Origin of the sequence: Klebsiella sp. R445 (genome assembly GCF_051131755.1) — a bacterium.
Lineage (GTDB): Bacteria > Pseudomonadota > Gammaproteobacteria > Enterobacterales > Enterobacteriaceae > Klebsiella > Klebsiella lignicola.
In genome coordinates, this window is sequence record NZ_CP180446.1 from 3749993 (window position 1) to 3763829 (window position 13837).

Consider the following 13837-nt stretch of genomic DNA (forward strand, 5'->3'; position numbering starts at 1 on the left):
AATGAAGTTTGTTGATGAAGCAACGATCTTGGTCGTAGCAGGTGATGGCGGCAACGGTTGTGTTAGCTTCCGCCGTGAAAAATATATTCCGCGAGGCGGCCCGGATGGCGGCGACGGTGGTGATGGTGGTGATGTCTGGCTGGAAGCGGACGAAAACCTGAACACCCTGATCGACTATCGCTTTGAGAAGTCTTTCCGCGCCGAGCGTGGACAGAATGGTCAGAGCCGTGACTGTACCGGTAAACGTGGCAAAGATGTCTCGGTGAAAGTGCCTGTAGGGACCCGTGTTATCGATCAGGGGACCGGCGAAGTCATGGGCGATATGACCAAACATGGTCAACGTCTGATGGTCGCTAAAGGCGGCTGGCACGGTCTGGGCAACACCCGTTTCAAATCGTCCGTTAACCGTACCCCGCGTCAAAAAACAATGGGTACGCCGGGCGACAAGCGCGATCTGCAGCTGGAGCTGATGCTGCTGGCAGACGTCGGGATGCTGGGCATGCCGAATGCCGGTAAATCCACGTTCATTCGTGCCGTTTCTGCCGCGAAGCCGAAAGTGGCTGACTATCCGTTTACCACGCTGGTACCGAGCCTTGGCGTTGTCCGTATGGACAACGAGAAGAGCTTCGTTGTTGCGGATATCCCGGGGCTAATCGAAGGGGCTGCGGAAGGCGCAGGTCTGGGGATTCGCTTCCTGAAGCACCTTGAGCGTTGTCGCGTACTGCTGCACCTCATCGATATCGAGCCTATCGATGGATCCGATCCGGTCGAGAATGCGCGCATTATCATCGGTGAGCTGGAGAAATACAGCGAGAAGCTGGCTGAGAAACCGCGCTGGTTAGTCTTCAACAAGATTGACCTGATGGATAAAGCCGAAGCTGAAGCTAAGGCAAAAGCGATTGCCGAAGCGCTGGGCTGGGAAGACAAGTTCTACCTGATCTCTGCGGCAAGCCAACAGGGCGTGAAAGACCTGTGCTGGGACGTGATGACCTTTATCATCGAAAACCCTATCGTGCATGCGCCGGAAGAGAAAGTCGCAGAAAAAGTCGAGTTCATGTGGGATGACTACCACCGTCAGCAGCTTGAAGAAGCCGAAGTTGAAGTTGAAGATGACGAAGACTGGGATGACGACTGGGACGAAGACGACGAAGAAGGCGTTGAGTTCATCTACAAGCGTTAATCTGCTGAACTGCACCCCGGTCATACTTGCGGTCGGGGTGAGCGCGATACGGCCCGTATAAGGCTTTTGTCACATTCAGGACGTACTAAAAGGGCCGCATTCAATGCGGCCCTTTTGTTTTAGTTATTCTGGTACAAATCTTTGTATAACCGGCTTTCGAAGCGCACCAGCGGGATCCGCCGGTTACGCTGATCGGCAGGCGGTACGGCATACCCAGATAAATACTGTACAAAGGCAATTTTCTGCCCGCTGGCGGCGGTAATAAAGCCGGCGAGGTTATAGACCCCCTGCAACGAACCGGTTTTTGCCGATACCTTGCCATCAACACCCGCCTGATTCAGCCCCGCACGATACTGGAGCGAACCATCGTGACCCGCCAGCGGCAGCATGGAGATAAAGTTCAGCTCATTATCATGCTGGGCAATATATTGCAGTACCTGCATCATGGTGGCTGGCGCAATCAGGTTATGGCGCGACAGGCCTGAACCATCGGCAATAATGGTATTGCCCAAATCGATACCGGCCTGCTGACGCAGGATTTGGCGCACTGCATCAGAGCCGGCGCGCCAGGTTCCTGGTACACCAAGACGCGCATGGCCGATGGTGCGAAAGACGGTATCGGCGATCATGTTGTCGGACTTTTTCAACATGATCCGCAGGAGATCGTGCAGCGGCGCGGATTGTGTGGTGGCCAGAACGGTGCCCGGCTCGTTAGCCAGCGTCTGGCGCAGCAGCGTTCCACTGTAGGTGATCCCCGCCTGCGCCAGTTCAGACTTCAGAATCACGCCGGCATAGCTGGCGCCGTCCTGAATTGCGAACGCCAACGGTAATGGCTCACTACGTTGCGGCAGGCAGCCGGTTAAGGTGTAGCGGTTCAGATCGCCAGGCACCACGTCAAGTTCACAGTACTGGGCTTCAGACGAACCGCGAGCCAGGGTTCTCACCTGGCTGAACATGGTCACCGGGTAATAAGAGGCGACGCGGATAAAGGCCAGATCGCCAGGCTTCTGTGCGCTGTAAAGCGAGATAGAAAAACAGTTGCGGTCGACGATAGCGGCAGCCGGAGGCGCGCTGAAGCACTGGGTCATGTCGTTCCAGGGCCAGCCAGGTGCTTTGTCATGGCTGGCGAAGACTGAGGTATCAATCAGGACGTTACCTTCGATCCGCTGGACGCCGGCTTTTTTCAGCGTCGCCACCATATTGCGAATATCCTGGCGTCTGAGGGTCGGGTCGCCGCCAAAACGGGCGATCAGATCGCCTTTCAGCACGCCGCTATCAAGGCTTCCCTTGGTTTCCAGGGTGGTCGTGAAACGGAAATCCGGCCCAAGCTGGAGCAGGGCGGCCAGCGCGGTGATCACCTTCTGGGTACTGGCAGGCAGTGCCATCTGCTGACTGTGAAAATCTATCTCCGGCGTAGGGGAGCCAACCTTTTGCGCCATGAAGGCGAGGTTTGCACCCGCGGGAAGCTGGGTGATGTAGTCGTCAATATTCGCCGCCTGAGCGCTAAACGCTATACCGGCAGTCAATCCGATGATAAATCTGGAAAATCGCATAATCTCGCGCTAACAACCTGAAACCGAGCCGTCATACTACGGTGCAATACCCTGTAAAGTAAACGATGACCCATAGTGAACTTCAGGGTAAAATACTTATCAAATTGAAAATTGCTGCTGACCTGGGGAATGTTTTCCGGGTTGGTTTTCTTTTTGCTCCTGTCCTGCCTATGGCGTGGCCGGTTGCGGAACGGAAGCATCCGTTCCATGAAGGAATGATAAAGAGGTATAACAAATGCAAGCTATTCCGATGACCTTACGTGGTGCCGAAAAACTGCGCGAAGAACTGGATTTTCTGAAATCCGTTCGTCGTCCAGAAATCATTGCTGCGATTGCCGATGCGCGTGAACATGGCGATCTGAAAGAGAACGCTGAATATCATGCAGCCCGCGAACAGCAAGGTTTCTGCGAAGGTCGTATCAAGGATATTGAGGCCAAACTGTCTAATGCGCAGGTAATTGATATCACTAAAATGCCGAATAACGGGCGAGTGATTTTTGGCGCGACGGTCAATGTACTGAATCTCGATACTGATGAAGAGCAGACCTACCGCATCGTGGGTGATGATGAGGCTGACTTTAAGCAAAATCTGATCTCTGTGAATTCACCGATTGCACGTGGTCTGATCGGTAAAGAGCAGGATGATGTGGTGACAATCCGCACGCCTGGTGGCGAAGTCGAATACGAAATTATTAAGGTCGAGTACCTTTAACCCGTATTACCCGCTACCATGTTGATGGATTGTAAAGAAAGGAAAAAGGCCGCATAGCGGCCTTTTATCAACGTCCGGAGCATGGCATTTTGCTCGTCTACCCGTAGAAATCCCTCGTTTTACACAAAGTTGTGTAGAGTTTCAGGATATTCTTAGCGTGGCAGCGAGATTTTACGCTCTTTAGTTGGGCGATACAGGACCAGCGTTTTACCGATGACCTGTACGTTACAGGCGCCGGTTTCGCGCACGATAGCTTCCACGATCAAGGTTTTCGTTTCGCGGTCTTCCGATGCGATTTTCACCTTGATGAGCTCATGGTGCTCTAACGCTTGTTCGATCTCGGCCAGTACCCCTTCGGTCAAACCATTATTGCCAAGCATAACTACCGGCTTGAGCGGATGTGCCAGACCTTTCAGGTGCTGTTTTTGTTTAGTACTCAGATTCATCGTATTTTTTTGCTTACGTTGGGATTGAAAACGGTTCATTCTACCGCCATCTCCCATATATCGCCAAACTACCGTGTCGATTTTTACGTCGCAAAGTATGATGAACCCGAAATGGGAATGTTAAATGACAGGTAAAAAGCGTTCTGCCAGCTCAAGTCGCTGGCTTCAGGAACACTTTAGCGATAAATATGTTCTCCAGGCGCAGAAAAAGGGGTTACGTTCCCGCGCCTGGTTTAAACTTGATGAAATACAGCAAGGTGACAAAATTTTTAAACCGGGGATGACGATTGTTGACCTCGGCGCTGCCCCCGGTGGCTGGTCGCAGTATGCGGTTACCCAAATCGGAAACAGCGGCCGCATCATCGCTTGCGATCTTTTACCGATGGATCCAATCGTTGGTGTGGACTTCCTTCAGGGCGATTTTCGTGATGAATTAGTCCTGAAAGCGTTACTGGATCGTGTAGGTGACAGTAAAGTACAGGTTGTCATGTCCGATATGGCGCCAAATATGTGTGGAACACCGGCGGTGGATATTCCCCGGGCCATGTATTTGGTAGAGCTGGCGCTTGGAATGGCTCGTGATGTATTAGCGCCAGGTGGTAGTTTTGTAGTGAAGGTGTTCCAGGGCGAAGGTTTCGATGAGTATCTTAGAGAAATTCGCTCCCTGTTTACGAAGGTCAAAGTTCGTAAGCCGGACTCTTCTCGCGCCCGTTCGCGTGAAGTGTACATTGTAGCGACCGGGCGTAAACCATAACCGGTAGATTTCAAACGAAAGTTTGAAAGACGCTGGATATAGAGTATCCTGACGCTGTTTTTAACACAGTTGTAATAAGAGGTTAATCCCTTGAGTGACATGGCGAAAAACCTAATACTCTGGCTGGTCATTGCCGTTGTGCTGATGTCAGTATTCCAGAGCTTTGGGCCCAGCGAGTCTAATGGCCGTAAGGTGGATTATTCAACCTTCCTGCAGGAGGTCAACCAGGATCAGGTTCGCGAAGCGCGTATCAACGGACGTGAGATCAACGTTACCAAGAAAGATAGTAACCGTTACACGACTTACATTCCGGTTAACGATCCGAAGCTGCTCGATAACTTGTTGACGAAAAACGTCAAAGTGGTTGGCGAACCGCCGGAAGAGCCGAGCCTGCTGGCTTCAATCTTCATTTCCTGGTTCCCGATGCTGTTGCTGATCGGCGTCTGGATCTTCTTTATGCGGCAAATGCAGGGCGGCGGCGGAAAGGGCGCGATGTCCTTCGGCAAAAGCAAAGCCCGTATGCTGACGGAAGACCAGATCAAAACCACTTTTGCTGATGTCGCCGGTTGCGATGAAGCGAAAGAGGAAGTCGCTGAGCTGGTTGAATACCTGCGTGAACCGAGCCGTTTCCAGAAGCTGGGCGGTAAAATCCCGAAAGGCGTCCTGATGGTCGGCCCTCCGGGTACTGGTAAAACGCTGCTGGCGAAGGCTATCGCCGGTGAAGCAAAAGTACCGTTCTTCACAATTTCAGGTTCTGACTTCGTAGAAATGTTCGTTGGTGTGGGCGCATCCCGTGTGCGTGACATGTTCGAACAAGCTAAGAAAGCAGCACCGTGCATTATCTTCATCGATGAAATCGACGCCGTAGGCCGCCAGCGTGGCGCGGGTCTGGGCGGTGGTCACGATGAACGTGAACAGACACTTAACCAGATGCTGGTTGAGATGGATGGTTTTGAAGGCAACGAGGGCATCATTGTTATCGCTGCAACTAACCGTCCTGACGTTCTTGACCCTGCGCTGCTGCGTCCTGGTCGTTTCGACCGTCAGGTTGTGGTTGGGCTGCCGGATGTTCGCGGTCGTGAACAGATTTTGAAAGTTCACATGCGTCGCGTACCGCTGTCGCCAGATATCGATGCAGCTATCATTGCGCGCGGTACTCCAGGCTTCTCCGGTGCTGACCTGGCAAACCTGGTCAACGAAGCAGCACTGTTTGCTGCCCGTGGCAACAAACGCGTCGTGTCGATGGTTGAGTTCGAAAAAGCGAAAGACAAAATCATGATGGGTGCGGAACGTCGCTCCATGGTGATGACGGAAGCGCAGAAAGAATCTACCGCTTACCACGAAGCGGGCCACGCGATTATCGGCCGTCTGGTACCAGAGCACGATCCGGTCCACAAGGTGACGATTATTCCGCGCGGTCGCGCATTGGGTGTGACCTTCTTCCTGCCGGAAGGCGATGCTATCAGCGCCAGCCGTCAGAAACTGGAAAGTCAGATTTCAACGCTGTACGGTGGCCGTCTGGCAGAAGAGATTATCTACGGCGTGGAACATGTTTCTACCGGTGCGTCTAACGACATTAAAGTCGCGACCAATCTGGCACGTAACATGGTGACGCAGTGGGGCTTCTCTGACAAACTCGGTCCGCTGCTGTACGCGGAAGAAGAAGGCGAAGTCTTCCTGGGCCGTAGCGTCGCGAAAGCGAAGCATATGTCCGATGAGACTGCACGTATCATCGACCAGGAAGTGAAATCACTGGTTGAACGTAACTACAATCGTGCTCGTCAGATTCTGAACGACAACATGGACATCCTGCATTCGATGAAAGATGCGCTCATGAAATATGAGACTATCGATGCACCGCAGATTGATGACCTGATGGCTCGTCGTGACGTTCGCCCGCCGGCTGGCTGGGAAGATCCGAGCGGCAACAATAATTCTGGCAACAATGGTACGCCGAGTGCGCCGCGTCCGGTCGATGAACCGCGTACGCCGAACCCGGGCGGCACCATGTCAGAGCAGTTGGGCGACAAATAAGTTAGCCGCTGTTGATGTTGTTGTAGATATCGAAACCCCGGGGCGCCTGCCGCTCCGGGGTTTTTCTTTTTATTAACCCTTCCTGATTCAGGGATTTCGTGATGAAACTCGCAGCCCAGGGCTCAATCCTCGACCTCTCCCATCCACACGTGATGGGGATCCTTAACGTGACTCCCGACTCCTTCTCTGACGGCGGTACGCATAATTCGCTGGTAGAAGCGGTGAAACATGCCAACCTGATGATTAACGCGGGAGCGACTATCATTGACATCGGTGGTGAATCGACGCGCCCTGGTGCGTTAGATGTCAGCGTTGAGGAAGAACTAGCGCGCGTTATCCCGGTGGTGGAGGCTATTGCTCAGCGTTTCGAAGTCTGGATTTCTGTGGATACCTCGAAACCTGAAGTGATCCGCGAGTCCGCGCGGGCAGGGGCGCATATTATTAACGATATCCGCTCGCTGACCGAACCCGGCGCCTTAGAAGCCGCCGCGCAAACCGGGCTGCCGGTATGCCTGATGCATATGCAGGGCCAGCCGAAAACCATGCAGGAAGCGCCGAAGTATGATGATGTCTTTGCCGATGTTGCCCGCTTTTTCACCGAGCATATCGTGCGCTGTGAACGGGCCGGCATCGCAAAAGAGAAATTGTTGCTCGACCCAGGATTCGGTTTCGGTAAAAATCTTTCCCATAATTATGAGCTGCTTGCTCGACTCGGTGAGTTCCATCATTTCGGTCTCCCCCTGTTGGTCGGTATGTCGCGTAAGGCGATGGTCGGTCAGTTGCTCAACGTCGGACCGACGGAACGCCTCAGCGGCAGCCTGGCTTGTGCAGTAATTGCAGCGATGCAGGGCGCGCAGATCATTCGCGTCCATGACGTCAAAGAAACGGTAGAAGCGCTACGCGTGGTGGAAGCCACTCTGAGCACAAAGGAAAATAAACGTTATGAGTAACCGCAAATATTTTGGCACCGATGGTATCCGTGGCCGCGTAGGCGATTCACCTATTACTCCGGAATTCGTACTCAAGCTGGGCTGGGCGGCGGGTAAGGTACTAGCGCGTCACGGTTCACGGAAAATCATCATCGGTAAAGATACACGTATCTCCGGCTATATGCTGGAATCGGCGCTGGAAGCAGGACTGGCGGCCGCAGGGTTGTCGGCCTCTTTCACTGGCCCAATGCCAACGCCAGCGGTGGCTTACCTGACGCGTGCCTTCCGCGCGGAAGCCGGGATTGTGATTTCGGCTTCGCATAACCCGTTCTATGATAACGGCATCAAGTTCTTCTCCATTGAAGGCACTAAGCTGCCGGACAATGTCGAAGAAGCTATCGAAGCCGAAATGGAAAAAGAGCTGACCTGCGTCGATTCTGCAGAGTTAGGTAAAGCCAGCCGTATTGTCGATGCAGCCGGCCGCTACATTGAGTTCTGCAAAGGCACCTTCCCGAACGAACTGAGCCTGAATGCCCTGAAAGTCGTGGTTGATTGCGCGCACGGGGCGACCTATCACATCGCGCCGAATGTGTTCCGTGAGCTGGGTGCCCAGGTGATTGCAATGGGTTGCGAACCCAACGGTCTCAATATCAATGAAGAAGTCGGGGCGACCGATGTGCGCGCCCTGCAGGCGCGGGTGTTGGCAGAAAAAGCCGATCTTGGGATTGCCTACGATGGCGATGGTGACCGCGTCATCATGGTCGACCATGAAGGTAACAAGGTCGACGGCGACCAGATTCTGTATATCATCGCCCGTGAAGGGCTGCGTCAGGGCCAGCTGCGCGGTGGCGCGGTGGGAACTCTGATGAGCAACATGGGGCTGGAGCTGGCGCTCAAGCAGTTGGGGATCCCGTTTGTTCGGGCAAAAGTGGGCGACCGCTATGTCCTCGAGAAGCTGCAGGAGAAAGGCTGGCGTATCGGTGCTGAAAACTCCGGCCACGTTATCCTGCTGGACAAAACCACGACCGGTGACGGCATCGTTGCCAGCCTGCAGGTTGTAGCGGCGATGGTGCGTAACCATATGAGCCTGCATGACTTGTGCAGCGGCATGAAAATGTTCCCGCAGATTCTGGTTAACGTGCGCTTCACCGAAGGCAGCGGCAACCCGCTGGAGCACGAAAACGTCAAAGCGGTCATGGCGGAAGTGGAAGCGGCATTAGGCAACCGAGGTCGTGTGCTGCTGCGTAAATCGGGTACCGAACCGTTAATTCGCGTGATGGTTGAAGGTGAGCACGAAGAGCAGGTACATGAATTTGCGCACCGGATCGCAGATGCAGTGAAAAATGCCTGATTAAGCCAATGTGCTTCGCCGATCTGTTTAGCAGGGAGACCCGGAGCAAGGCTATAATCAGGAAGGTTGATGTGGTTCTATGTGTTTAAAAAGGCGGCGTTTGCCGCCTTTTTCGTCGACCCAAAAGCGCTTTTTGCTGTTTTTTTCCGCAGTTGATACAATGCACCGAAATTGCCCTTGCGAAGGTCATTCGCTTTGGTTAGTATTCACACCCGCTTCAGTGGGAAACGTTAATACGTCCCGCTTTATTGGTTGAAGCAATTGGTATGCGGCGAATCCGCAAGGAACAGGTTGATTATGCAAGAAGCTCTTTTAGTTGTTTTCCTTATTGTGGCGATTGGTCTCGTTGGCCTGATCATGCTGCAGCAAGGTAAAGGCGCTGATATGGGAGCCTCCTTCGGAGCAGGCGCTTCCGGCACGTTGTTTGGATCCAGCGGTTCTGGTAACTTCATGACCCGCATGACAGGTATCCTGGCAGCGTTGTTCTTCATCATCAGTCTGGTGCTGGGTAATATCAATAGCAACAAGACCAATAAAGGAAGTGAGTGGGATAATCTGAGCGCGCCGAAAACTGAGCAGACTCAACCCGCAGCACCGGCACAGCCGAGCAGCGATATCCCACACTAAGATTTCTGTACCGAGGTGGTGGAATTGGTAGACACGCTACCTTGAGGTGGTAGTGCCCTAACGGGCTTGTGGGTTCGAGTCCCATCCTCGGTACCAATATTCCGAAAAAAAGACGCTGAAAAGCGTCTTTTTTTTCGTCTGTAGTTTGCGTTTGTTTATTTATAAATAACTCTTCACTGGTCTTGATCCCTGCGTAATCGCTAAAGTCGCGCCCATCTATTCAGAAGAGGTGAAGTGACGCAGATGAAGAAGTTCAGGTCGTTCATTATTGCAGGCGTCCTGTGTTTGTCCGGATGCAGTGCCACGCCATCGGCGGATACGGTCGATACCATTAATACCTTAACGGTGCCGGTATTACATAGTGATGCACAACCTTCAGGACAAAGTGGTCAGGAGGCCGTGAGCTGTTTTCAGGATAATACGGCGCTGATTAGTAGCCTGAGCCAGTCACTCAAAGATAACTACTTGCAGGATGTCTCGAAGAAAGACATCTTTGATAAAGACAGTGATGCGTTCCATGTTTATAGCGCACTGACGAAACTGGAACAGATGTCTGCAATGAATGAGGTTTATCGTAAAGAGAACAATATTGCAGGCCTGCAGGTGATTAACCGGCTACTGAAAACCGTACCCGCGGTTGCTTAAGTGAATGAGGGATTGCCAGCGGCAATCCCTTTTGCATGCTATCAGAAACGGAAGTTGAAGCCCGCATAAGCACCATCGGCGAGGGTGTTGTCGCGATGGCTGTTTTTGCCCGCCATATCGATATAGCGATATCCTGCTTCAATACTCAGCGATTTAATGACGTTCACCCGCACCCCGGCGTTAGCCTCGACATAGTCGTCGACGCCGCTGGACATGGAGTCCGGGGAATAATAGGTCTCACCAAACAGGGTAAAGAAATCCCCCAATGGCAGTTGTGCACCGCCACCCATCGCGACCGCATAGCCTTCATCGCCATCTTTCGGATTCAGGTACAGCGCTTTTCCCCCAAGGGTCAAAAGAAACGGGCCGAGGTTAAAGTTATAGCCCATGCCTAACCCGGCAACATCACCATCGTTATCGCTGTGTGCCCAGCTGCCGTTGAACGTCATGCCCGGATCTTCCGCGCCGAAACTGGCGGAGAGGTTAGTGAACTCCTCTCCCGCCTCGCCGTGCAAATTGACGGATGCGCAGGCAGCGCTGCTTGCGCTGAGAGCTGCAACTAACAGAACTGATTTCGGAGTGATCATGCTCATTGTTGAATTCCTTCAGGTAAAAAAATACCCGATACGAGCGTTCGGGCAAATGATTAACGGTTTTTTGGGTTTAATCGTTATTAGCTGAAGTGCTTTCCGTTATCACCAGCACGGCAGGGAGAACAATACTTATGCTTTGCTGATGACTGGAAGCGTGGCAGGCATGCTCCGACAACAGAACATGTGATATCAAGAATCAGACCGGTTTAATCCGCTATGCGTCTTCAGGGATAGCTGAAAGTGCATGTCTCTCCGTCCACTTGTGTACCGAAGCACGTCTGGTGAGCGGAGCAGGGAATACCATCGCCATTTCTGAGCCTGTTTTTCAGCTTTCAGTACACTTTTCAGTGTGATAAATACAGGGGCTCAGAATAAAAGTATTTATCGCTTGTCGTTATCGTTTGTTTGTTTAAATTTAAATTCGCTTGCCGGTACACGGCGTGACGACGATAGATAAGCGATAAATAGTGTGATGGCTAATTAGAATTTCTCAGGAAGTGAATTTACGTTTTGCAGATAACCGCCACGGGCGAACTCAATGTAGCCTCCCTTTTTTAATGCCGACAGGACATTGAGAATGCTGCTGCGTGAAAGGTGGGTACGGTCCTGGATATATTCAAGAATGGAGACGCGTAAGCGTGTCTCTTCCGGTAACAGCAGCATCTCCATCAGATGATTGCGGATAACCGAATAGGTGCGTTGCTGTAATACCAAATCGTCGCGATACACCAGGTAAGAGGTGTGGTATGCCAGTAGGCGGGTGACCTCTTCCCACAGATTATGTTCGCGGAACAGTTTGATGGCGTGCTCGCTGTCAATTCGCAACACATCGGAGGCGACTTCAGCGCGTAGGGCATGGCTATGGCTGGGTTGCAATATTTCCGCTACGCCAAAAAGATGCGGTTCATAGACCGTCACAATCAATAATTTGTCGGAAGAACGAATGACCGACAGCTCACCTTTTTTTAAAAGATAGAGCTGCGTCTTGCCTTTATAGCTTGGGGTCAGCCTTTTTCTGGCGACGACATTCATTGGTGTCGCGTACGGTTCGAGTATTTCCAGAAGACGGTTGATTGCCTGGTTTGGCCTGACCGGGGGATTAATATTCATTGCGATCCTCACGGGGTCAAGGATAAATGTATTCGGCTGATTATAGACAACAATTATAAGAAATTGCGACAGGTAAAAAATTTCGGGTCATCATTTGCACATCGATGGTAGCACGCCACAGTAAAAAGCCGACGGATTAGCGTCGGCTTAGTGCACAGGGAAAAATAGCTTATTTGTCTCTGTTTTCCAGGTTCTCAACCTGAGGAAGGCCGGTCGCCGAAGAGGCGGTCAGCAAACCCGATTGCGCGTAACCAAACAGCTTGTCACGGGTGTCGGTGATATCCAGATTACGCATCGTCAGCTGACCAATACGGTCTTCCGCGGAGAACATCGAATCACCTTTTTCCATCGTTAAACGCTCTGCCTTGTAGGTCAGGTTGTCGGAAACGGTGTTCAGGATGGAGTAGTCGTTACCGCGACGCAGTTCCAGCGTGACTTCGCCAGTGATGGCGCTCGCCACCCAACGTTGCAGCGCGTCACGCAGCATCAGCGCCTGCGAGTCAAACCAACGACCCTGATACAGCAGACGACCTAGCTGACGACCGTGAGCATGATACTGCTCGATGGTATCTTCGTTGTGGATGCCGGTCAGCAGACGCTCGTAGGCGATATGCAGCAGCGCCATCCCCGGAGCTTCGTAGATGCCACGGCTTTTTGCTTCGATGATGCGGTTTTCAATCTGGTCGCTCATGCCCAGACCATGACGGCCACCGATGCGGTTCGCTTCAAGCATCAGCTCAACATCATCGCTGAAGGTTTTACCGTTCAATGCCACAGGGTGACCCTGCTCAAAACGGATGGTGACTTCTTCAGCCGGAATTTTTACGCTCTCATCCCAGAATTTGACGCCCATAATCGGGTTAACGATTTTGACGCTGGAGTTCAGAAACTCCAGATCTTTCGCTTCGTGGGTGGCGCCCAGCATGTTGGAGTCGGTGGAGTAGGCTTTTTCTACAGACATTTTGTAGTCAAAGCCGCAGGCGATCATAAACTCGGACATCTCCTGACGGCCGCCCAGTTCATCGATAAAGTCGCTATCCAGCCACGGTTTGTAGATTTTCAGTTCGGCGTTGGTGAGCAGGCCATAACGATAGAAACGTTCGATATCGTTGCCTTTATAAGTACTGCCGTCACCCCAGATGTTCACGCCGTCTTCTTTCATTGCCGCAACCAGCATGGTGCCTGTTACTGCACGACCCAGCGGGGTGGTGTTAAAGTAGGTCAGGCCACCGGTGGTATTGTGGAACGCGCCACACTGGATAGCGGCGATACCTTCTGCGACCAGCTGCTTACGGCAGTCGATCAGACGAGCGCCTTCGGCACCGTACTCTTTGGCGCGACGAGGAATCGCATCGTAGTCCTCTTCGTCCGGCTGACCCAGGTTCGCGGTATAGGCATAAGGCACTGCGCCTTTTTTGCGCATCCACAGCAGTGCGGCGCTGGTATCCAGTCCACCAGAGAAAGCGATACCAATGCGTTGACCAACCGGGAGATGCTTAAGAATCGTCGTCATAAAATAAAACCCTGCTAGATAGACTGTTGTGAGTTCGGTTTATCAAGTCGTAAAACCTGTCCCATTTGACTATTCTGCCTGCCGTTTTTTTTCCGGACATCGCACATAATCGTGACGAACATTGACGCTGCTCTGGTGACTGCGCGCTTTCCGTGCCCAAAGAGGCGGTAACAATAGCATCAAGTGGAACAACTTTTTATTGCATGTTTATGCATTAATTGTGAGTTTTCATTTAATCATCTTTTGCGGATGACAGGAAGTGATTCATTGCTTTTTTGCTAAAAAAGAGCGAAATGACAGCACAAACGGGAACAGGACATGATGAAATACATGTTGACAAAATATAGGGTTTATCAATAAACTTTACCACGATTTTATGTCCCGTCCTCG

Annotated in this window: 13 protein-coding genes and 1 tRNA gene; 9 read left to right on the forward strand and 5 right to left on the reverse strand. The window is 52.2% G+C overall.

The genetic code is table 11. The features are described 5' to 3' along the window. The first annotated feature begins 1 nt into the window (after position 1). Positions 2 to 1180, forward strand: coding sequence for an Obg family GTPase CgtA (gene cgtA, locus ACMYSN_RS17595; protein ID WP_123756320.1), 1179 nt, complete (start codon positions 2 to 4; stop codon positions 1178 to 1180). Positions 1181 to 1299: 119 nt separating this feature from the next. On the opposite strand, the gene dacB is transcribed toward cgtA, so the two are convergent. Next, positions 1300 to 2733 carry a serine-type D-Ala-D-Ala carboxypeptidase gene (gene dacB, locus ACMYSN_RS17600; RefSeq protein ID WP_174509429.1) on the reverse strand — a complete coding sequence of 478 codons (1434 nt, stop codon included), beginning with the start codon at positions 2731 to 2733 and terminating at the stop codon, positions 1300 to 1302. 235 nt (positions 2734 to 2968) lie between these two features. On the opposite strand from dacB, the gene greA reads away from it, so the two are divergent. Next, on the forward strand, positions 2969 to 3445 hold the full coding sequence (greA, locus tag ACMYSN_RS17605; RefSeq protein ID WP_123756322.1) for a transcription elongation factor GreA: 477 nt from the start codon (positions 2969 to 2971) through the stop codon (positions 3443 to 3445). A 152-nt stretch (positions 3446 to 3597) separates the two neighbouring features. On the opposite strand, the gene yhbY is transcribed toward greA, so the two are convergent. Then, a complete protein-coding gene (gene yhbY / locus ACMYSN_RS17610; protein ID WP_004139797.1) occupies positions 3598 to 3891 on the reverse strand; it encodes a ribosome assembly RNA-binding protein YhbY in 294 nt (97 codons plus the stop codon). Positions 3892 to 4015: 124 nt separating this feature from the next. On the opposite strand from yhbY, the gene rlmE reads away from it, so the two are divergent. From rlmE to ACMYSN_RS17645, 7 genes are all read left to right on the forward strand, one after another. Further along, positions 4016 to 4645: a 23S rRNA (uridine(2552)-2'-O)-methyltransferase RlmE gene (gene rlmE / locus ACMYSN_RS17615; RefSeq protein ID WP_123756323.1), complete on the forward strand. Its 630-nt coding sequence runs from the start codon at positions 4016 to 4018 to the stop codon at positions 4643 to 4645. Between the two features lie 99 nt (positions 4646 to 4744). Beyond that, the gene (ftsH, locus tag ACMYSN_RS17620) at positions 4745 to 6679 is read left to right on the forward strand and encodes an ATP-dependent zinc metalloprotease FtsH (protein WP_462495618.1); all 1935 of its coding nucleotides are present in this window, start codon (positions 4745 to 4747) and stop codon (positions 6677 to 6679) included. 101 nt (positions 6680 to 6780) lie between these two features. Then, positions 6781 to 7629 carry a dihydropteroate synthase gene (gene folP, locus ACMYSN_RS17625; RefSeq protein WP_462495619.1) on the forward strand — a complete coding sequence of 283 codons (849 nt, stop codon included), beginning with the start codon at positions 6781 to 6783 and terminating at the stop codon, positions 7627 to 7629. After that, positions 7622 to 8959, forward strand: a complete 1338-nt coding sequence (gene glmM, locus ACMYSN_RS17630) for a phosphoglucosamine mutase (protein WP_123756326.1) — start codon at positions 7622 to 7624, stop codon at positions 8957 to 8959. The genes folP and glmM overlap by 8 nt, the downstream gene beginning before the upstream one ends. A 297-nt stretch (positions 8960 to 9256) precedes the next feature. After that, complete coding sequence (gene secG, locus ACMYSN_RS17635) at positions 9257 to 9586, forward strand: preprotein translocase subunit SecG (RefSeq protein WP_100684841.1); 330 nt, start codon at positions 9257 to 9259, stop codon at positions 9584 to 9586. A gap of 9 nt (positions 9587 to 9595) precedes the next feature. Continuing rightward, positions 9596 to 9682, forward strand: a tRNA-Leu gene (locus ACMYSN_RS17640). 147 nt (positions 9683 to 9829) lie between these two features. Continuing rightward, positions 9830 to 10231 carry a hypothetical protein gene (locus ACMYSN_RS17645; RefSeq protein ID WP_462495620.1) on the forward strand — a complete coding sequence of 134 codons (402 nt, stop codon included), beginning with the start codon at positions 9830 to 9832 and terminating at the stop codon, positions 10229 to 10231. 41 nt (positions 10232 to 10272) lie between these two features. Here the strand turns inward: ACMYSN_RS17645 and ACMYSN_RS17650 are convergent, their stop codons facing one another. The 3 genes from ACMYSN_RS17650 to argG form a co-directional block, all read right to left on the reverse strand. Further along, on the reverse strand, positions 10273 to 10824 hold the full coding sequence (locus ACMYSN_RS17650; protein ID WP_462495621.1) for a YfaZ family protein: 552 nt from the start codon (positions 10822 to 10824) through the stop codon (positions 10273 to 10275). Positions 10825 to 11304: 480 nt separating this feature from the next. Further along, a complete protein-coding gene (locus tag ACMYSN_RS17655; protein ID WP_434670538.1) occupies positions 11305 to 11934 on the reverse strand; it encodes a winged helix-turn-helix transcriptional regulator in 630 nt (209 codons plus the stop codon). 169 nt (positions 11935 to 12103) lie between these two features. Further along, positions 12104 to 13447 (reverse strand): argininosuccinate synthase, encoded by a 1344-nt coding sequence (gene argG, locus ACMYSN_RS17660; protein ID WP_123756329.1) that lies wholly within the window; start codon positions 13445 to 13447, stop codon positions 12104 to 12106. Positions 13448 to 13837: the final 390 nt, after the last annotated feature.